This is a genomic window from Psychrobacter sp. NPDC077938, assembly GCF_044542635.1.
In the GTDB taxonomy this organism is placed as follows: Bacteria; Pseudomonadota; Gammaproteobacteria; order Pseudomonadales; family Moraxellaceae; genus Psychrobacter.
Window position 1 is genome coordinate 1 of the sequence record NZ_JBITUW010000006.1, and the last position, 19,580, is coordinate 19,580.

Annotated in this window: 21 protein-coding genes and 1 tRNA gene; 13 read left to right on the forward strand and 9 right to left on the reverse strand. The window is 42.9% G+C overall.

What is annotated here, in order from left to right:
- Nucleotides 1–305 precede the first annotated feature (305 nt).
- Nucleotides 306–380, reverse strand: a tRNA-Gly gene (locus ACIGBM_RS10645).
- Between the two features lie 530 nt (nt 381–910).
- On the opposite strand from ACIGBM_RS10645, the gene ACIGBM_RS10650 reads away from it, so the two are divergent.
- The 4 genes from ACIGBM_RS10650 (at nt 911) to ACIGBM_RS10665 (ending at nt 3,371) form a co-directional block, all read left to right on the forward strand.
- Nucleotides 911–1,723 (forward strand): M48 family metallopeptidase, encoded by an 813-nt coding sequence (locus ACIGBM_RS10650; RefSeq protein ID WP_397477736.1) that lies wholly within the window; start codon nt 911–913, stop codon nt 1,721–1,723.
- Nucleotides 1,724–2,055: 332 nt separating this feature from the next.
- Complete coding sequence (locus ACIGBM_RS10655) at nt 2,056–2,376, forward strand: BolA family transcriptional regulator (protein WP_057761504.1); 321 nt, start codon at nt 2,056–2,058, stop codon at nt 2,374–2,376.
- A gap of 74 nt (nt 2,377–2,450) precedes the next feature.
- Complete coding sequence (locus ACIGBM_RS10660; protein WP_397477737.1) at nt 2,451–2,810, forward strand: SirB2 family protein; 360 nt, start codon at nt 2,451–2,453, stop codon at nt 2,808–2,810.
- 165 nt (nt 2,811–2,975) lie between these two features.
- Entirely contained in the window at nt 2,976–3,371 is a 396-nt protein-coding gene (locus ACIGBM_RS10665) for a hypothetical protein (protein WP_397477738.1), read from the forward strand.
- Between the two features lie 187 nt (nt 3,372–3,558).
- Here the strand turns inward: ACIGBM_RS10665 and trxC are convergent, their stop codons facing one another.
- The 3 genes from trxC to ACIGBM_RS10680 all read right to left on the reverse strand — a co-directional run bounded on the left by trxC (nt 3,559) and on the right by ACIGBM_RS10680 (nt 5,803).
- Nucleotides 3,559–3,996, reverse strand: coding sequence for a thioredoxin TrxC (gene trxC / locus ACIGBM_RS10670; protein WP_397477739.1), 438 nt, complete (start codon nt 3,994–3,996; stop codon nt 3,559–3,561).
- A gap of 154 nt (nt 3,997–4,150) precedes the next feature.
- Nucleotides 4,151–4,771: a class I SAM-dependent methyltransferase gene (locus ACIGBM_RS10675; protein ID WP_397477740.1), complete on the reverse strand. Its 621-nt coding sequence runs from the start codon at nt 4,769–4,771 to the stop codon at nt 4,151–4,153.
- Between the two features lie 159 nt (nt 4,772–4,930).
- The gene (locus ACIGBM_RS10680; RefSeq protein ID WP_102091850.1) at nt 4,931–5,803 is read right to left on the reverse strand and encodes an MBL fold metallo-hydrolase; all 873 of its coding nucleotides are present in this window, start codon (nt 5,801–5,803) and stop codon (nt 4,931–4,933) included.
- A gap of 378 nt (nt 5,804–6,181) precedes the next feature.
- Here ACIGBM_RS10680 and ACIGBM_RS10685 point away from each other — a divergent pair, with 378 nt between their 5' ends.
- The 6 genes from ACIGBM_RS10685 to ACIGBM_RS10710 all read left to right on the forward strand — a co-directional run bounded on the left by ACIGBM_RS10685 (nt 6,182) and on the right by ACIGBM_RS10710 (nt 11,389).
- Complete coding sequence (locus ACIGBM_RS10685; RefSeq protein WP_057761516.1) at nt 6,182–6,469, forward strand: helix-turn-helix transcriptional regulator; 288 nt, start codon at nt 6,182–6,184, stop codon at nt 6,467–6,469.
- A gap of 46 nt (nt 6,470–6,515) precedes the next feature.
- Nucleotides 6,516–8,219: a SulP family inorganic anion transporter gene (locus ACIGBM_RS10690; protein WP_397477741.1), complete on the forward strand. Its 1,704-nt coding sequence runs from the start codon at nt 6,516–6,518 to the stop codon at nt 8,217–8,219.
- Nucleotides 8,220–8,455: 236 nt separating this feature from the next.
- Nucleotides 8,456–8,782 carry a beta-lactamase hydrolase domain-containing protein gene (locus ACIGBM_RS10695; protein WP_057761519.1) on the forward strand — a complete coding sequence of 109 codons (327 nt, stop codon included), beginning with the start codon at nt 8,456–8,458 and terminating at the stop codon, nt 8,780–8,782.
- A gap of 63 nt (nt 8,783–8,845) precedes the next feature.
- Nucleotides 8,846–9,178: a TIGR01244 family sulfur transferase gene (locus ACIGBM_RS10700; protein ID WP_057761521.1), complete on the forward strand. Its 333-nt coding sequence runs from the start codon at nt 8,846–8,848 to the stop codon at nt 9,176–9,178.
- 396 nt (nt 9,179–9,574) lie between these two features.
- Complete coding sequence (locus tag ACIGBM_RS10705) at nt 9,575–10,432, forward strand: bile acid:sodium symporter family protein (protein ID WP_397477742.1); 858 nt, start codon at nt 9,575–9,577, stop codon at nt 10,430–10,432.
- Between the two features lie 195 nt (nt 10,433–10,627).
- Entirely contained in the window at nt 10,628–11,389 is a 762-nt protein-coding gene (locus ACIGBM_RS10710) for a glutathione S-transferase family protein (RefSeq protein WP_397477743.1), read from the forward strand.
- 80 nt (nt 11,390–11,469) lie between these two features.
- Here ACIGBM_RS10710 and ACIGBM_RS10715 read toward each other — a convergent pair whose 3' ends face one another.
- Both ACIGBM_RS10715 and ahpF read right to left on the reverse strand, forming a co-directional pair.
- Nucleotides 11,470–12,918, reverse strand: a complete 1,449-nt coding sequence (locus tag ACIGBM_RS10715; protein ID WP_397477744.1) for an alanine/glycine:cation symporter family protein — start codon at nt 12,916–12,918, stop codon at nt 11,470–11,472.
- A gap of 258 nt (nt 12,919–13,176) precedes the next feature.
- Nucleotides 13,177–14,754: an alkyl hydroperoxide reductase subunit F gene (ahpF, locus tag ACIGBM_RS10720; protein ID WP_397477745.1), complete on the reverse strand. Its 1,578-nt coding sequence runs from the start codon at nt 14,752–14,754 to the stop codon at nt 13,177–13,179.
- 438 nt (nt 14,755–15,192) lie between these two features.
- Here ahpF and ACIGBM_RS10725 point away from each other — a divergent pair, with 438 nt between their 5' ends.
- Nucleotides 15,193–15,441, forward strand: a complete 249-nt coding sequence (locus ACIGBM_RS10725; protein ID WP_057761532.1) for a YdcH family protein — start codon at nt 15,193–15,195, stop codon at nt 15,439–15,441.
- Between the two features lie 170 nt (nt 15,442–15,611).
- Here ACIGBM_RS10725 and ahpC read toward each other — a convergent pair whose 3' ends face one another.
- Nucleotides 15,612–16,178 carry an alkyl hydroperoxide reductase subunit C gene (ahpC, locus tag ACIGBM_RS10730; RefSeq protein WP_057761534.1) on the reverse strand — a complete coding sequence of 189 codons (567 nt, stop codon included), beginning with the start codon at nt 16,176–16,178 and terminating at the stop codon, nt 15,612–15,614.
- 268 nt (nt 16,179–16,446) lie between these two features.
- Between ahpC and ACIGBM_RS10735 the strand changes: the two genes are divergently transcribed.
- Together ACIGBM_RS10735 and ACIGBM_RS10740 are read left to right on the forward strand one after the other, a co-directional pair.
- Nucleotides 16,447–17,358: a hydrogen peroxide-inducible genes activator gene (locus ACIGBM_RS10735; protein WP_238052822.1), complete on the forward strand. Its 912-nt coding sequence runs from the start codon at nt 16,447–16,449 to the stop codon at nt 17,356–17,358.
- Between the two features lie 40 nt (nt 17,359–17,398).
- Complete coding sequence (locus ACIGBM_RS10740) at nt 17,399–18,070, forward strand: hypothetical protein (RefSeq protein ID WP_397477746.1); 672 nt, start codon at nt 17,399–17,401, stop codon at nt 18,068–18,070.
- Here ACIGBM_RS10740 and ACIGBM_RS10745 read toward each other — a convergent pair.
- Both ACIGBM_RS10745 and ACIGBM_RS10750 read right to left on the reverse strand, forming a co-directional pair.
- Complete coding sequence (locus tag ACIGBM_RS10745) at nt 18,048–18,650, reverse strand: methyltransferase domain-containing protein (RefSeq protein WP_397477747.1); 603 nt, start codon at nt 18,648–18,650, stop codon at nt 18,048–18,050. The two genes, ACIGBM_RS10740 and ACIGBM_RS10745, sit on opposite strands and share 23 nt — an antisense overlap.
- Nucleotides 18,651–18,854: 204 nt before the next feature.
- Nucleotides 18,855–19,406 (reverse strand): M48 family metallopeptidase, encoded by a 552-nt coding sequence (locus ACIGBM_RS10750; RefSeq protein ID WP_397477748.1) that lies wholly within the window; start codon nt 19,404–19,406, stop codon nt 18,855–18,857.
- Nucleotides 19,407–19,580 lie beyond the last annotated feature (174 nt).

Sequence of the window (19,580 nt, forward strand, 5' to 3'; positions counted from 1 at the left end):
AAGCCGATCATGGTGATGCCCATGATACCGATGACGATGGCGGATATGATAAAGGCGAGCTTAGCACTGATTAATGTAAGCGGTTTTGGTGGCATTGGATACCCTTATGTTGCTATAGGTTTAGTTTGCTCAGGTATTCGGGGTGCGTATCTATTCTTCAATACTAATAATCTCTGTCTTGCTGATAGTTAGCTTTAGTTTTTGATTTCTATGTTTTCGCTATTAGCTGACTTAGGACAGATTTTACACATAAAAAAAAAGCCTCACTGTGAAGTGAGGCTTTTTGCGCTTTTTCAAGCCATATTTGGAGCGGGAAAAGAGATTCGAACTCTCGACCCCAACCTTGGCAAGGTTATGCTCTACCACTGAGCTATTCCCGCTTAGTATCAATCCGTAGCGTTGTTAACAACTACTCCGTCTCGATAGGCTGGCTATTTTAGCAAATATTCTGTGGGTGTCAACACCTTTTTTAGAATTTATTTCTAATATTTTTAGCTAAATGCCCTTTTTATCGGATAAATCAACATAAGCAATTGATTTAAAAACAGGAATTAATTTCAATTAAATGAAAAATATTTCACATTAATTATAGAACTTTAAGTCTGAGCTCTACTTCCTTCAGCTTTATATTGGTCATAAGACAATCGATAAAGTAAAAACTCACTATTTGCACTCTAATAAAAAGATATCGCACTTACAATCATACGCTTTATTGTTACTTTTCCTATCTTGGTTTTAGGTGGTTAACATTATTATACTTATGTCCAATGGCAGTTAAGGTAAAATTTTACTGTTTAAGCGAATGAATGAGCACTACTAAAAAATTAATAAACACAGCTCCAACATTTGCTGCACTATTTTTCAACTTGTTTGACTTTACGTTTTTCCATCTTATAGAGAGGATATTTTTATGAAGAAGTTATTAACCACGACAGTGATGGCCGCTTCGTTGTCAGCACTGACCTTAACTGGTTGTACCAGCACTACCAATTCTGGCGCAGTTGGTGTTGATCGTCAGCAGTTACTATTAGTGTCTAGTGAGCAAGTATTGGCATTATCTGCGCAAAGCTATGCCAAAACAATACAAGACGCAAAATCAAAAGGTGTGCTAGATACCAACGCTGCTCAGCTAAATCGCCTGAAAAATATTGCGAATCGCTTGGTTGGTCAAGTTGGCGTCTACCGCGCAGATGCAGCCAAATGGCAATGGGAAGTCCACACTATCAAGTCTAACGATTTAAATGCGTTTGTGGTGCCGGGTGGTAAGATCATGTTTTATTCAGGCATCATCGATCGCTTGAACCTCACTGATGATGAGATTGCTGCCATCATGGGTCATGAAATCTCTCATGCACTACGTGAACATTCACGTGAGCGTCTATCACGCGAGTATGCAACCCAAACTGGTATTGGTCTGGCTGCCAGTATATTCGGCCTATCACAAGGACAGGCTGAGCTAGCAGGTACTGCTGGTAATTTGGGCTTGAGCCTACCCCACAGTCGCACTCAAGAAAGCGAAGCCGATCAGATTGGTCTTGAGCTGATGGCACGTGCAGGTTATAACCCTCAGGCGGCTGTTACGCTTTGGCAAAAAATGCAAAAAGCAAGCCAAGGTGAGCCACCACAATTCCTCAGCACTCACCCAACGAGCAGCAGCCGTATCGCAGAGTTACAGTCATTGATGCCAAAAGTTACGCCTCTATATCAACAGTCGCGCCGCTAATAAGTAGCTAATTAACTACCTTTACGCTTTAACAGTGCGCATTTAGATATCATAGAAGCAAAGTACAGCCAAAGCGTTGTGCTTTGCTTTTTTAATTATAGCCAGACATTACAGGTTTTATAATTGGCAAGCATTGTAGTTGATAAGCATTGTAGTTGATAAGCATTGTAGTTGATAAGCACTGTAGTTGATAAGCACTGTAATCAGCAGTGTTTGCAATTGGTCAATTTGGCAATCGCATGCTATCCCGCTTATCGTGTCTGTTATAATGCCGATAAATATTATTTGCAGATTGCCCAATCAAATTGCACAAAATACATTGAAGGATTGTTATGAGTACCACACCTACTGCCGACGCACTTCATACCGAATTACAAGCGCTTGCGCCGCAGCATATCGAACTGATCAATGAGTCGATGTCGCATGCCGGTTACTTTGAAGGTAAAGAAAGCCACTTTAAGCTCACTATCGTTAGCGATGCATTTGAAGGCAAACGACTGGTCGGGCGTCATCAGCTGATATACGGCTTAGTCACGCCTTTACTCACTTCACAAGGCGGCCAAGTACATGCTCTCGCTATCCATGCCTATACTCCGACAGAATGGCAAGGTCAAAGCCCTGCGAGTCCCTTATGTGCTGGTCAAAACAAATAGCCGATTATGTTTGAATCGCAACTAACTATTCTAAATTAGCCTATATACTGCAGTTTTAGAGGGAGCAATATTCAATGAAACATCTACATATGCTGATGGCAGCGCTGACTGTTGCGCTATTTTTATATCAAAGCTACTTAGTACTCAGCGCAGATAGACGCGCACCACGAGCAGTCAAAATAGCCACTCATATTATCTATGCCCTGCTTATCCTGTCAGGTGCAATGATGCTAATGCAATTGATGAGTGCCAACGCTCCTGTACAGTGGGTGTTTGCCAAAATCATCTTACTGATCGCTGCTATTAGCTCAAGTATCAAAGCGTTTAAGGTTGATGCGACACCTGTGCAAAGAAAAACAGGTATTCTTATCGCTGCCGTTGCTTATATCGGGATCGTCATACTTGCCTTTGCCAAGCCAGCAAACTTATTTTAATAAGCGATTTTCTGTTTCAATAAATAACCATTTTAGAAAGCTGTCGATATGTTGATGACATGCTGCGAAAATTTTTCATCATCGATGGATTTTCAATATCTTAATCGCGCTATTTTTGCTATCTTAAATAGATATAAATACAATCACTTAGCCACTGGAGCCATTATGAAAACGTTTACGACAGCGACACTACTAGCTGGCATTTTTGCGCTCTCAGGCTGTGCCTCTACTGGTAACATCACCCCGCAATATGTACCGCCAAGCACTTATCAAAATTATAATTGCCAAGCACTTAGCCAAGAGTACAATCGCGTCAACCGCTATGTCGAAGCGGCTCGCAATGAGCAATCTACCCTATCGGCATCAGGTGTCGGTGTTGGTGTCTCTGCTGGACGCTGGGGTATCTCGCCGAATATCAGCTTTGGTCTAGGCAAGAGCAACAATACCAAAGCACGTGATGCAAAATTATCGCGTCTCTACGGTGAGCGTGATGCAATTGTCCAATCTGCCCGCATCCAGCGTTGCAGTTTTGCCAATGGCATCAAGATTTATGGTGAATAAGCTTAAGCAAATGCAAGGCTATCTGCACGACTAAGATGGTGTATGACACCGTAAAGTAGTACATGACACAGCAAAAAAGCCAATATGTAGATCGCATATTGGCTTTTTTATTACTACGGTTTTTTATAAGAAAACATAAGTATTTGGATAAATAGCTTGGATGATAAACAGTCTTATCTGTCTCATATTACGACTGTAAGCTTTGTACCCACTGAATGATTTGATGACTTGGTAGCGCGCCTGATTGTCGCGCGACTTCTTTACCATTTCTAAAAGCAACCATCGTTGGCAAGCTGCGAATATTGTAAGGAGCGGCTGCCTGCTCGTATTTATCCGTTTGTACCTTAGCAAAGACCACCTGCGGTAATTGGCTAGCAGCGCTCTTGAACTCTGGCGCCATCATGATACAAGGCTGACACCAACTTGCCCAAAAATCCACGATAGTCAGTACATCGTTCTTTTGGATGACCTTATTGGCCGTTTGCGCATTTAGCTCATGCGGACTGGCAGTCAATAATGGCTGACCACATTTACCGCATTTTGGCGCAGCGCTTAGTCGTGCAGCAGGCACACGGTTGGTTGCTTGGCAATGTGGGCATACTAGATAAAAACTTTGCTCACTCATTATTTAATTCCTATTCTAATTATTTTGTTGTTTCAAATACTGTTTATGAACACTTTTATATAAAAGCTATTTACGTTGCTTGCTGTGGTTATAGCTGTAGTCGTCGTCGCATTGATTGGTAAATAATTTTAGCATAGTTAATTGGGCTTATCCTTTATGCCAGTTGCTGTGCCACACCGCTATACACATAACTCATTGGTCGTGGACCGGGCAAATACGCTTCGCTCAACTCATCAATAGCAAACCCACCTTCTCTGATAAGCGCCGGAATATCGCGATCTAAATGACACCCACCTGCTATAGGTTTCCAAAAAGGTGTCAGCCGATGCTGCCAACGCTCAACAGAGGAATCTGGTGCCAGTCCATGCTCACAAAACAATAAGCGACCGCTAGGTTTTAGCACGCGCGCCATTTCTCGGAGCGCGGCTACTGGGTCATCAATACTGCACAAGGTAAAAGTCATCACAATCGTATCAAATTGATCCGTATCGGCATGGATACCTTGTACATCGACAGCTATCACTTCAACCGGAATGCCAATGCCAGCCGCACGCTCACGAGCCAGCGACTGCATTTGAGCCGCTGAATCCACACCGATAATAGAAGAGACTTTATTAGCATCATAAAACTGTAAATTCAGACCGCTACCAATGCCAATCTCCAACACCTTACCGAGCGCTTTCGGAACAATTTTGGAACGCGCTTTCATCACATTACCCGTACTACAGGCAATATCTATCATCTTTGGCAACACATAGCGCTCGTAAGGGTTCATTGCTCTCTCCAGTTATTGCCGCACTTAGCGCTTGCAGTTGGTCATACACAGCATCTAGAAACGGACAGTCTACAGGTTAGCATTCTTATAGATATCAATCATACGATACTTACGTAGAGCTGCATCGGGTAATGACTTTCAGTTATTAAACTGTTTAACTTATCCACCAAGGACATTGATCGGTACTTTTAGATAGCGCGTACCATTGTCCTCTGGCTCGGGAAAATGTCCTGCATCGATATTGATTTGTACAGCAGGGATGATAAGGCGAGGCATATCTAGAGTCGCATCACGGCGCTCACGCATCTGCACAAACTCTGCTTCGTTTATACTGTCTTTGACGTGGATATTTTCTAGTTTTTGCGCAGCTACTGTCGTCGTTGGGCAGTGCTGACGACCTTTGCTTGGATAATCATGACACAGATACATGACCGTATCTTCAGGAAGTGCTAGCAGCTTCTGAATAGACTGATAAAGCGTTTTGGCATCGCCGCCAGGAAAATCGCAGCGCGCTGTACCGACATCAGGCGCAAACAATGTATCTCCAACGAATACCACTGTTTTCTCATCATCAGCGGCTAGATAGGCCATATCGGCACGTGTGTGACCGGGTACATACATCGCAGTGATAGTAATATTGCCAAGCTCTAAGGTCTCGCCTTCGTCTGTCAAAATATCAAACTGGCTAGCATCAGTGCGGAAACTCGTGTCAAAGTTAAAAATTTGCTTAAAGATTTTTTGTACTTCGGTGATATGCTGACCGATGACTAACTGTCCGCCAAGGCTTTCTTTTACATGAATGGCCGCTGACAAATGATCTGCATGCGCATGGGTCTCGATAATGTACTTGAGCGCCCAATCCTGCTCACGTACAAACTCAATCACTTCATCGACACTGCTGGTATTGGTTCTGCCTGACTTAGCATCGAAGTTCAATACAGGATCGACAATGGCGCATAATTTTTGCTCAGTATCAGCAAGTACGTGGGTATAGGTTTCTGTATCGCTGTCTAAAAAAGAATGAACTTGCATGGCGGCCTCTTTAATTATTTATACATAAGTTATTTATACATATTTTGGTTATAGGGATTTTTATCTTTAATTAACCCTTAAGTATGATATTCAGTCGTATATAATGCGTTCCTACGACTTATCTAATGCCACCAATATAACAACCACCATACAATTTATCAATTTATATAATGTAATTAATGATAACTTGCTATGTGGCGTGATATCATTGATAATCAACTATATATTGCTCAAAACATCATGGCATTTGTTACCATCTAATGTAAGGAATTTGTTCTGACTACTTCTATTTCAGCCGAAGGTACACCTACTCGCAGTACCACTGACGATGGGTCATCTGATACTGCAGATTTAGTACCTGCCGATCTTGCCAAGCAAATGCAGCAAGCATCGCTACAAGCCAGCCAACTATTAAAGTCGCTATCGCATCCTGATCGCCTACTTCTTCTCTGTCAATTGACCCAAGGTGAATATTGCGTCGGTGAGCTGGAAGACTTGGTCGGGGTTGGACAGCCGAGCTTATCGCAGCAATTGGGTATATTGCGTAAAGACGAGCTGGTCGCCACACGCCGCGAAGGTAAGCAAATTTACTATAGTATCGCAAGCGAGGATGCGCTAGCTGTACTCGATCTGCTGTATCAACGTTTTTGTGCCAAAGCAGAATAACGCCGCCCTCGCCTAATTATTTGTACTATCTACTGTGGTGATTGATATGTCCTCTATCGTCGCTCGTCTGATTCCAGCTTGGCTGCGTCAATACCAGCTCTCAGCGTTGCCGACTGATCTCGTCGCAGGCATAGTGGTGGGTGTGTTGGTCATACCGCAGAGCCTAGGTTATGCCGTGCTTGCAGGACTGCCGCCTGTCTATGGCCTATATGCAGCGATCGTACCTGTCCTCGTATATGCGTGGCTCGGCTCTAGCAACGTACAAGCCGTAGGTCCCGTTGCCATCACCGCCATCATGACCGCCAGTGGCCTACTGCCTTATGCTGAGCAAGGTACTGAACAGTATGCACTGATGGCTAGCCTATTGGCACTGATGGTAGGTGCACTGCTGTGGATAGCAGGACGGTTAAAACTTGGTTGGATCATGCAGTTTATCAGTCGCGGGGTGTCCGCAGGGTTTGTAAGCGGTGCAGCAGTCCTTATATTTGTCAGTCAGCTCAAATATCTGACAGACATTCCGGTCACTGGCAATAGTTTGATCGGGTATTTGACTACTATGCAACGCTATGCTAACCAGCTGCATCCATTGACCTTAGCTATCGGTATTACCGCATTTGCGCTATTGGTTGCCAATCGCTATGCAAGTGAATGGATATGGCAGACGTGGCTATCATCGTCGTATGCCAAATGGGCAGAGCGCTTATTCCCGCTTATTTTACTTGGCATTGCTATCGTACTCAGTATGGCACTGCATTGGAGCACATATGGTGTCGCGACCATCGGTCGTATTCCACAGGGGCTGCCGAGCTTTACGTTACCGCATATCTCTGATCTACAAGAAGCACTGAAGCTATTGCCGACAGCAGGACTGATGGCACTAATCGTATTTGTGTCGAGCAGTTCAGTCGCCAGTACCTATGCTCGTTTGCGTGGTGAAAGTTTTGATGCCAATCGCGAGCTGACTGGACTTGGGCTGGCCAACCTGTCTGGTGGACTGTTCCAAAGTTTTGCGGTTGCAGGAGGCTTTTCGCGTACGGCTATCAATGCCGACTCAGGCGCGAAGACACCACTTGCCAGTCTCGTCACCGTACTAGTAATGATTGCCGCGCTCATAGCCTTTAGCAATGCGCTTGCTCCACTACCCTATGCATTACTGGGCGCAACTATCATGGCCTCTATCATTGGCCTGATAGATATTGCGACCTTAAAGTCCGCATGGCAGCGCGATCGCTTAGATGGTGCTAGCTTTTTGGCCGCGTTCGTCGGTGTTCTGATATTTGGGCTAAACACGGGACTGGTCATTGGCCTAATGGTGTCATTCGCCAGTCTCATCTGGCAGTCGAGTAAGCCGCACGTGGCCGTCGTTGGACAGTTGGGCGGTACAGGACATTTTCGTAATATCAATCGCCATGACGTCGTAACTTTTGACAACTTATTGATGTTGCGTATCGATGAGAGTCTGTTCTTTGGTAATAGTGAATCTGTACATCGACGCATCCTCAATGCCATGCAGCAATATCCAGATGCCAATGAAATCGTATTGATTATGGCCGCCGTCAATCACATAGATTTGACCGCTCAAGAAATGCTTTGCACTTTAAACCACGAATTGGCGTTACAGAACAAGCGCTTACATTTTAGCTTTATCAAAGGTCCTGTGATGGACATCATCGGTCACACCCCATTGATTAGCGAGCTATCAGGGCAAGTCTATCTGAGTACATTAGATGCTGTCGATGCGTTAAAATAATCTATAGTTTGACCACAACAAAGTTGCTGCTACATTAATTTCACTCAACCTCAATTACTATTGTCGCCTACAACACAATATCGCTATGATAGCGCCTGTGTTATGCTAGACGCACTAAACGGGGAATCAATTAACCTAGAAATCGGCCTAAAAAATGCTGACTTCTAGTCCTTTGATATTCTTAACCCAACCCTCAATAATAAATATACCTTAACAAATATAACTGAACCTACTTTATGACCGATGATTTAACGATTTATAAGCAAATATACCCAAGCCAATGCGTTAAGATTGCTGAGCTTGGTTATCGCTCAGTGCTTAATATTCGCCCAGATGCCGAGATTGAAACACAGCCTAATAGCTGCGACTTGGCAACGGCTACCGAACAGGCAAACCTAGCGTATCAGCATCTGCCGTTTGATGATGAGCGTCTAAGTATGCTAACGGTCGAGCAGTTTGCCGATTTCTATCACTCAATGCCCAAACCTATATTAATGTTTTGCGGTACAGGGGCACGTGCCAAGCTACTGTACCAAAGCGCATTGATGCAAGGCCTGTTATAACAACCATAGCTCGAACTAACACGTTTTATAAACCCAACAACACCAATAAAAAAAGGAGCTCTTATGAGCCATGAAGTTAGCTTTACCGGACAAATCACGCCTGACCAAGTGCCTATGATTGCCGAAAATGGTTTCAAAACCATTATTAATAACCGTCCTGATGGTGAAGAGCCAAATCAGCCAACCAGTGCCGAAATCGAAGCAGCAGCCAAAGAAGCTGGTCTTGCTTATAAAGAGATTTCTTTTGCAGGTAATGAGCTAAATCAAACTCACGTCGAAACGTTTGCAGATTTCTTTAATCAAGCTGAGCAGCCAATGCTGATTTTTTGCCGCACGGGTAACCGCTCAAACGGTATCTATGAAGCCGCTAAGCAAATGGATTTACTAGACGACTAGTGCAGCATAAGTAGACTAGACAGTTAGCGTATTTAGCCCACAGAATCTTGTGGGCTTTTTACTGCGTTTATCATTATGCTCAATATGCTCAAAGCGTCATTAGCCACAAACAGCCCAATCACTGCCTAGTTACTACCCGATCATTTACCGATAGCTTCCAACAACCTCGACCAACCTCAATAGTCACGACAAGTGGGTTACTAAGCGAGCGTAATACCGCTATTATCATTTGATAGGCTTGATCTAGCTTAATGGTTAAGGCACCTAAATAGCTAGACGATTGAATACCTAAACACATGGATTGTGAGCAGCTGCCTGATGACAAGGTTGCCCCGCTGCTATTTACTTTCAAAAAGCCATATTGATATGGCATTTTAGTTTTACAAGGAATGTTTGATGAATAATACCGCGCTAGCATTACTGCCACTAGCCCTTGCCTACATTATGTTCACTCTAGGAGCAGGGCTAAAACTGAGTGATTTTAAAGTCATTGCCAAATATCCAAAAGCGTTCTTTGTCGGCTTAATCAATCAAGTTGTGTTGGTACCGTTGGTTGCGCTAGCAATCGTGCTAGTGACGGCTCCGCCACCAGCGATTGCTTTTGGGATTATGCTGATTAGTTTTTGCCCCGGCGGTGTCACTAGTAACATGCTGACCTACTATGCCAAAGGAAATGTCGCGCTCTCTATCGCGTTAACTGGTGTGGTCAGCATACTATCGGTCATTACATTGCCTATCTTAATTACGTTGGCTTTTGATCATTTTATGAAAGATCAGGCGAACTCTATTAGCGCGATAAAGATTGGCCTAGTCATGTTCTTATTGACCACATTGCCCGTATCTCTTGGTATGCTTGCTCGCCACAAATTTACTGACTTTATGGTACGTCGCAGCAGTCTTCTAAACGGCTTGGCCAGCGTGTTTTTTGTACTAATTGTCTTTGCTGCTATTGCCTCTAACTGGCAACTACTACAATCACAGTTCACTCAAATTGGTTTAGAGCTTGTCTTTATCATTGCTATTTTATTCGCTATTAGCATCTTAATCTCTAGAGTCCTAAAGCTCAGCTGGTTTGATACCAAAACCATCTCGATAGAAACCAGTATCCAAAATAGTACAACGGCTATTACCTTAGCTCCTATCATCATGGGTGTGAGCACACTGCCAGTTATAGCACTGCCTGCTGCTTTGTACGGTGTGCTGATGTATGTCGTTGCGCTGCCTGTTATTTTTCTAATCAAAAACAAAAACTGATGAGAGCGAATGTAAGAAATAAAAAGCGCCCTTCTAAGTAAGTGCCCGTCTAAATAAGCGCCCTTCCAAACATTGGAGGGGCGTTTTTTTTGAAATAGGATTTAAATGATAAAAATATAGCTCGGTTTATAGACTGGTCAATACTCAACATTGAGTACATAATAAAACGCTACTGTTATCGCTTAATAGGACTCTATGATGCAAAAACCGCTATTAATTATTGGCAATAAAAACTACTCATCTTGGTCGCTACGAGCTTGGCTATTGCTTAAAGCGTTCCATGTTGATTTTGATAAGCAGCTTGTTGAGTTGTTTCATCCATCAGCACGTCCAACCCTCGAAGCGCATTCGCCAACGGATAAAGTACCTATTTTAGTCTATGGTGAAAAAGATAATAAAGTAACCGTTTGGGACACCTTAGCGATTGCGATGCATGTCAATGAGTACTTTACGGATATTGATATTTGGACAGGTATTGATAAATCTAACGCTGAAAAACGACATAATAGTCAAAGTAGAATAAATAGCGCCTATTGCCAAAGCATCGTGGCTGAGATGCATTCGGGATTGACAGGTATTCGTAACGAGATGCCGATGAATATACGAGCAACGGCTAAGATACAACCAAGTAGCGCTTGCTTAGCAGATATCGCTCGTATCGAAGACATCTTTGCCGATTGTTTAAAAACTCGCTCAGCAGACAGTTTCTTATTCGGAGATTTCACAACAGCTGATGTGCTTTTTGCTCCAGTGGTGCTGCGATTACAGACTTATGCTGATGCATCTAATATTACTTTGCAGCCACTTACCAAGCAGTATTGCCAAACTATGCTAAATCATCCACACATACAGGCGTGGCAACAATCAGCACTGACAGAAACTCGAATTATTGAAGAAGATGAAGCAGGCGAGATCATGTCGATAGCTGGCGTATTGGCGAATGACCATTCATTTTAGGCATAAATAATATCTTGCATAAAAAAACCACTTTAACTACTTTAAAGTGGTTTTTTTATAAGACATAAAGCGTACGAGTACTACTGTTTTTGGTCTAACGCTTCTTTTACCGCTTTTTTACCCCATGCGCTCAGATCAAGATCCAGCTTCTCATACTCTTGCGCATCAAATAACGGCTCTTTAATCCCTGATCTTAACTGACTTGCAAAGTCGTCCAATAGACGCTTAGCTCGTGGAAATAACATTATCAAGGCCAATAAGTTTGCTAGCGCTAGCACGCCCATCAACGGATCAGCGAAGAAGAACACTGCGGTTGCTGCAGGAGCCACTGCGCCCAAGAATAATACCGCAATCACAACAACTCGCAAAACCAGAGTCGCCATTTTGATATTCTTTTTGACCAAGAAATTAATGGCATTTTCACCCATATAATAGTTATACATGATAGAGCTTAGGGCAAATAGCAATATCGATATGGTCAGGATATACTGTGCCCAATCCCCAAGCTGGGTCGTGAGCGCTTGCTGTGCCAATACAATACCATCGACTTCAGCACCTGGTTGATACACGCCGCTCAGTAAAATCATAAATGCGGTGGCACTACATACGATTATCGTATCAATAAACACAGACAGTGACTGCGAGATACCCTGACTAACAGGATGAGTAGCGTAAGCGGTGGCAGCAATATTAGGCGCAGAACCCAAACCTGCTTCATTAGAGAATAAACCACGCTTCATACCCTGCTCAATCGCCACACCAATACCACCGCCCACGACAGATTCAATGCCAAAAGCGTTTTTGACAATCATTACCATTAGTGCAGGCAGTTCTGTAAAGTTAAATGCAATAATAATAAGTGCCATACTGATATAGATTAATGCCATAACAGGAATGACAACGTCGGCTACTTTTGCAATGCGCTGAATACCGCCAAAGACAATAAATCCACCTGCAATTACCAGAACCACACCCGTTATCCAGCGATCAATCCCAAAGCTTTCAAGCGCTGAGCCTGCTACCGTATTGCCTTGGAACGCCACAAACCCGATAGAAAAAGACAGTAGTAGCGAGATCGCATAAATAACAGCAAGCCAGCGATAGTCTTTACCTAACCCATGTAAAATATACGTCGCAGGGCCACCGCGAAAGTTACCATCATTGTCTCTACGCTTATAAAGCTGAGCTAAGCTACACTCGACAATACTGGTCATCATGCCAATTAAGGCCACAACCCACATCCAGAATACCGCTCCCGGACCCCCTAAAGAGATGGCAACAGCAACACCAGCAATGTTACCGCCGCCTACACGTCCACCGATAGAAACGAGCAACGCCTGACGGGCAGAAATCCCGTCGTCTCCTACTTCATCCGTTTTGAACACACGGAACATACGTTTAAAATATCTAAACTGGGCGAACCTACCTACGATGGTAAATAATAAACCAAAGATAATTAGCATAGGCACGAGCGCCCAGCCCCACGTTAGATCCCCGATTAGGGCGAAAAAAGCTTCAATGTATTCCATGCCTACTTTCCTTATAGTTCATGACGCTATGTTAGGTTTTATTGCATACATTATTGCATCAACAACACCAGTTTGTAATGCAAATGTCGAATTTGTAACGTAAATACTGATATTTTCTGAGTGAAATCGCGTTATTGGCTCACGCAAATGGCTATTTCTTAAATATCAGGATTTTTTTATATAAGCGTATTTATGCGACAGCATAAAAAAACCACCTCAACCGAGGTGGCCTTTTATACTGAAACTAAACCGAACAGCTTACTGCATGACTAAGTATTCAAACGCTGACAATGCCGCTTTACTACCTTCACCCATCGCAATGTTAATCTGCTTAAATGGCACGGTGGTTACATCACCACAAGCAAAGATACCTTTACGATCTGTACGGCAGCGCTCATCGATTTCGATCTCACCAAAGCGGTTTAGATCAACGAAGCCTTTGATGAATTCAGTGTTTGGTACTAAACCAATCTGTACAAACACCCCTGATAAATCACGCTCATGAGTCTCACCTGTGCTGCGATCTTGGTAGACGATAGACGATACTTTGCCATCAGTCGCTTTAATCTCTTGCGTCGCTGCACCGGTAATGAACTCAATGTTGGTCTTCTCTTTCGCTTTGTTGATCAGTACTTGGTCAGCTTTTAACTCATCAGCGAACTCGAGTACAGTAACATGCTTGACGATACCTGCCAAATCTAGTGCTGCTTCAACACCTGAGTTACCACCGCCGATCACTGAGATATCTTTACCTTTAAAGAATGGACCATCACAATGCGCACAGAAAGCCACACCTTTACCGATATTCTCTTCTTCACCTGGTACACCAAGCTTTCTCCACTGAGCACCTGTCGCCAAGATAATACTACGAGTATTAAACGTCTCACCAGTATTTAGATGGATACTGTAGTTCTCTTCTTCAGTCTCACCGATTTCTTTAACGCTCACATGCTCTTTTAGCGTGATGTTATATTCGGCTAAGTGCTTAACAAAGTTGGTCGATAAATCTGTACCATTGGTTAGCGGTACTGAAATCAAGTTCTCGATGTCTTGCGTGTCTTTTACCTGTCCACCGATACGGTCAGCGACCATTGTAACTTTTAAGCCTTTACGCGCTGTATAAATAGCAGCAGCCACACCTGCAGGGCCAGCACCGATGATAGTGACGTCTTGCTGCTCTAATTGCTCAGCATCGTCTTCTACTTCTGACAATAAGTCAGGGAACTGCTCTTGCAATTTTCCGATCAATTTAGCAGTGTCAATTAGGCCGTTAGCAAATGGCTTACCATTCAAAAATACTGCTGGTACGCCTTGGATTTTGTTCGCTTCTACTTGCTCTTGGAACAATGCACCATCAATCATTTCATTACTGATACCATCATTTAATAGCGCAAACTGGTTCAATGCTTGAACGACTTCTGGACAGCTATGGCATGACAATGACACGTAGGTTTGGAACTGTAATGGCTTATTAAAGCGCTTAACTAACTTTTGGATGCCTTCATCCAACTTTAGCGTATGACCACCCGCCTGCAGAATCGCCAAAATCAATGACGTAAACTCATGACCACCTGGGATACCGCTGAACACGATACCAGTGTCGTTTGATGCGCCATCAATGTGACTGACTACTTTGAAACTAATGGCACTAGGCAAACTATCGTCAGTTGCTTCTGCATCGAAGTTGATTTTGTCTGTTGTTCCAGCAATCTTGGTCAAAAAATCTACTAATTCTGCACGTTTTGCATGCGTACCATTACCCAATACAAAAGTAATTGGGCGTGTCATGTTTTCGCTATAGCTCTTAACGGCATCTAATAAATTCTGATCTATCATGTTTGTTCCTCATTATGACTGAATATGTAACGGCAGCTGTCATGCTACGCGTCTAAATATGAAATAGTTGGTGTTAATAATTTTGTATAAAAGGTTATATATAATGGGCTCTTGCCCTTTGATGTGTCTATTATCAAGCGTTTAGCGAGTTTCGGCAAGCTGAGAAACTCAAACTTTACGTTTTATAAAATTAATCGTTTATTGGTTTAAATAATTAAATATAAATACATAAGTAAATGATAGTGATGGTACATGGTCTATTTTTTCGCTACAATCGAATGGTATTAATAGCAATACGCATTATCAATATCGTGAAGTAACTATCTTTATTACCATTAAACTTTCACCCCTTCCAAAAAAGTCTCACCATCATAAGCGTCTTAACCATAACGTGCTTACGCTTATTCTAAGCCTGCACTAAATAACAAGGATGACAACATGACAATGACAGACACATGGCAAGATCACAGTGATATTATCGATGAGTTAAAGCAAAAGGACACGCATTTTGCGAGTATCTTTGACGAGCATACGACTCTAGATAGGCAAATTAATAAGCTTGAAAACGATGTGGTCAAGCATGCCAGTCGCGACGAAGAAATCGAACAGATGAAACGACGAAAGCTACAACTCAAAGACGAGATTTATAAAACCATTGATAAAAATAAAGCACAGTCTCGCGCTTAATATTGCGTCTATACTTAGAGATATGCTGAAAAAATAATACTAACAATATCTATGTTTAAGACGTAAAAAGACCCCATCAACTTATGTTAATGGGGTCTTTATTTGTAGCACTGCCTTAAATTAGATGTTTAAGATACAGCGCTACTTTTATCTAAGTATGAAATGTCTACTTAGATTTTACCAACTAGGTCAAGACTTGGCTTCAATGTGTCGCCGCCTTGTTCCCAAGCTGCTGGGCAAACTTCGCCGTCGTTTTCACGAACATACTGTGCTGCTTTTACTTTACGTAGCATATCTTTTGCACTACGGCCGATACCGCCAGCATGGATTTCAGCGACTTGGATCAAGCCATCAGGATCTACTAAGAACGTACCGCGCTCAGCCAAGCCTGCTTCTTCAATCATGACATTGAAGCCACGAGTGATTTTACCAGTAGGATCGCCGATCATTGGGTATTGTACTTTACCGATAGCTTCTGAAGAATCATGCCATGCTTTATGCGTGAAATGCGTGTCAGTAGATACTGAGTATACTTCAACACCAAGGCCTTTTAGCTCGTCATAATGAGCGGCCATGTCTTCTAGCTCAGTTGGGCAAACAAACGTGAAATCAGCTGGGTAAAATAGGAAAATCGCCCAGTTGCCTTTTACGTCTTCTGAAGTGATGGTCTTGAACTCACCGTTTACGTATGCATCTGCTGAAAATTCTGGGATTTCTTGATTGATAATAGACGCCATTGTTGGCTCCTCTATAGTTGAGTAAATTGGAAATTATTTATATGGTTTTTTCAATTAGCCCTCTAGCTCTCTGGGCTACCTGACAAACTATACGCGAATTCTATGGTTAATCCAGTTAAAAGTTTTTAATGTGATGTTTTGTTTTATTAAACTTGTTAAACTATTATCTCTACATTTTATCATTGGTGCTTAATTGGTAATTTGCTACCTTATAAAGGTTGAACAAACATAATAAATTGCATTAAAAACCCATTAATAGAGAGGTTTTATGATTACTTTACGACAACTTGAGTTTGCCCTAGCCGTCGCCAAACATCGTCATTTTAAACGTGCTGCTGAAGATTGCAATATCTCGCAGTCTGCACTGAGTTTGGGTATCGCAGAATTAGAAAAACAGTTAGATACTCAGATTTTTGAGCGTAATAATAAACAGGTATTGATTACCCCTATCGGTCAAGACATCCTCACACGGGCGCAGCGAGTGTTTTCTGAAGTGAGCGATTTGACCACACGTGCTCATAGCCATCAGACGCCGCTTGCCTATCCTATGACTGTCGGTATCATTCCGACGATTGCCCCTTATTTGCTGCCAAAAGTACTGCCTGCGCTGCGTGCTCAGTATCCAGAATTCCGCATGACCATCGTCGAACAACAGACAGAGCGGTTGCTTGAACAAGTACGCTACGGTCATATCGATACGGCTATCATTGCGCTACCTTATGCGGTAGATGGGCTACACAGTTTTGAGTTTTGGAGTGAAGACTTCTTTGCTGTATTTCCAAAAGATGACATACATGCCAAGCTTGATACCATCAATGCTGATGAGCTGGCGACTGCCAATCTGATGTTACTTGGCGAAGGACACTGCCTAACCGATCAGACGCTGTCTGTCTGTCATTTCGACCGTGCACAAATGAAGTCAAGCTTCTCAGATGCCAGTTTGAACACTTTGATTCAAATGGCACTTGCCAACATGGGCACAACGCTAGTTCCTGAAATGGCACTTGATCAGCTACACCTGCAAAACCAAAATGCCGTCGCTATACCATTGGCTGAAGAAGGGCCACATCGCCATATTGCCTTTGTCACCCGTCTGAACTATGCGCGTGTCGATGATGTTAGCTTGCTTGGCGAGGTGTTTAATAAAGCGTTTAAAGATGCAGTGGCTAACAAAGAATAACCAAACCTCTTTTACCACGTGCATAGTGAAAAAATGACATATGAAAACTGTCTCAAATAAGCATGATGAGCTTGGCAAGTATTTTGCACAGCATTTGTCAGCTATGACCAGCGATATCTCGCCAAAGCAAATAGATAGGCTTTGGCAGGATATCGTGATGCGCTATGGCGAACCACAACGTGCTTATCATACACTCAATCACATTGAGCAGTTATTGGTACAGTTTGAAAATATTAAGCAGGTTCTGTCTGAGCCGCATATCATTGCATTGACACTGTACTATCATGATGTGATTTACGACCCAACACGCTCCGACAACGAGCTGCAAAGTGCAGAATTTGCGACAGATGCTTTGGGCCCTTATCTCAGTCCAGAGCAATACCAACAGACCCACGCTCTCATTATGATGACCGCTAATCATCAGATAGATACGTTGGTAGCCAGTGACAAATATAACGATGCGGCATATCTGTTAGATATGGATTTGAGTATCTTGGGTGCGCCTTGGTCTGCATATAAGCAGTATGCAAAGGCGATACGTCAAGAATATGCACACGTCGCCGATGACAACTACCGTGATGGGCGCACTGCAGTGTTACAAGGATTACTAGCACATCCCAAACTCTATCTGACTGACCATTACTATGATCAGTTAGAAACGCAAGCTCGAGATAATATCAAGCGCGAGCTTACTTCGCTTGCAGCTTTATAAATAGCTCACTACCTTGCCGTGCTGGATGTGAATTATAGCTAGGTTCCATAATATTAATATCAAAATGACTTTGAAAACGTTGTTGGTATTCTTCCTTGCTGCCGCCGAATGGTGGTTCTTCTCGTCCAAAATCCGTGTCGAATAGCAACCCAACTAATTTGCCTTGTGGCTTTAGCAGCTTTGCCATCTGTTGCACATATTCATCACGGCGAGATGGATTAATCGCACAAAAAAACGTCTGCTCAAGTATCCAATCAAATTGATACTGCTCAGCTGACAAGCTAAAAAAGTCCGCACAGATCAAGTGCTCAGAAGGGAAACTAGGATAGCGCTCTGTAAATGCTTTAATCGGTGCAGGGGCAAAGTCAACCAACATGACATTGGTAAAACCTTGCTCATATAAATAACCCACTTCATAGGCGTTACCTGCACCTGGCACTAGTATCGCCTGATCTTTTGCGCTCTCAGGTAACTGGTCAATATAAGCTTTGAGCGGTGGCGATACCTGCCCCATATCCCAACCGATGCTGTTCTTCTCATAACGCTGCTGCCAAAACTCCGCTTGGTTGACGTTTTTCATATGACATCCCTGTATATAAACCTGTTGATTAAACGAAACGATTTGTACCGTTATTCCTTATCATATCAGGCTTATGTAGACGTGTCCTTATTTTAAAAATGATGATAAAAATAGGACTAGGTGCTCTGCATAATGAATGTTACGCAGATGATATCGAGGTGCTTACTAGAACTATTTAGCTGATTAGATAGTTAAATGATAGGTTTAGTCCAGCTGTCCTGTCTTGCCCGCTAGCTTATTATGCCATTGCTGGTAATCTGGCATCGCTGTCGCAACCGTTTGCCAAAACGCTCGGCTATGATTGGCATGATGCAAGTGGCACAGCTCATGAACGATTACGTATTCGGTGCATTCGATAGGATAGGCAGGAAGATAAACCGACAGCCAAATTCGCTTTGCACGCGTATTGCAACTGCCCCAACGTGTGTGCATTTTTTTTAACCGTATTTCATTAGCATAAGCGCCAACGATTGGCTGCCACTTTTCAAATAGTGCAGGTGTGACTTCGGAGAGTTGTTGACGATAATAGGCGATTTTTTGATCGGGGCTGAGCGTAAATGATTGCTCTGTCCCCCATAATAAAACTGAGTTATTCGCAGCTGAAGTGTCAGACGACGTGCTCTGTCTACGATTGTACTGCTCTAATACTTGCGGGTGATTTGCAATAGCCCATGGCACCCGCTTAGCAACAGCATACAACATTTGTGATGCGCTGACATGCATCGGTGCAGAGACCATCAACGTATAAGGCTTCAAGCGAAAATTGATATTTTTAACACGCTTTTTACTAATATGTAGCTCGATGCCTGCTTGTGCAAGCTGCTGTCTGACAGTATCTAAACTGGTGTCTAAGCTAATACTCTACCTCCTTGGCTGACTATTACTATTTTTCTAGTAATAGTCATTATCAATCACCATGCCTGTTCGTCT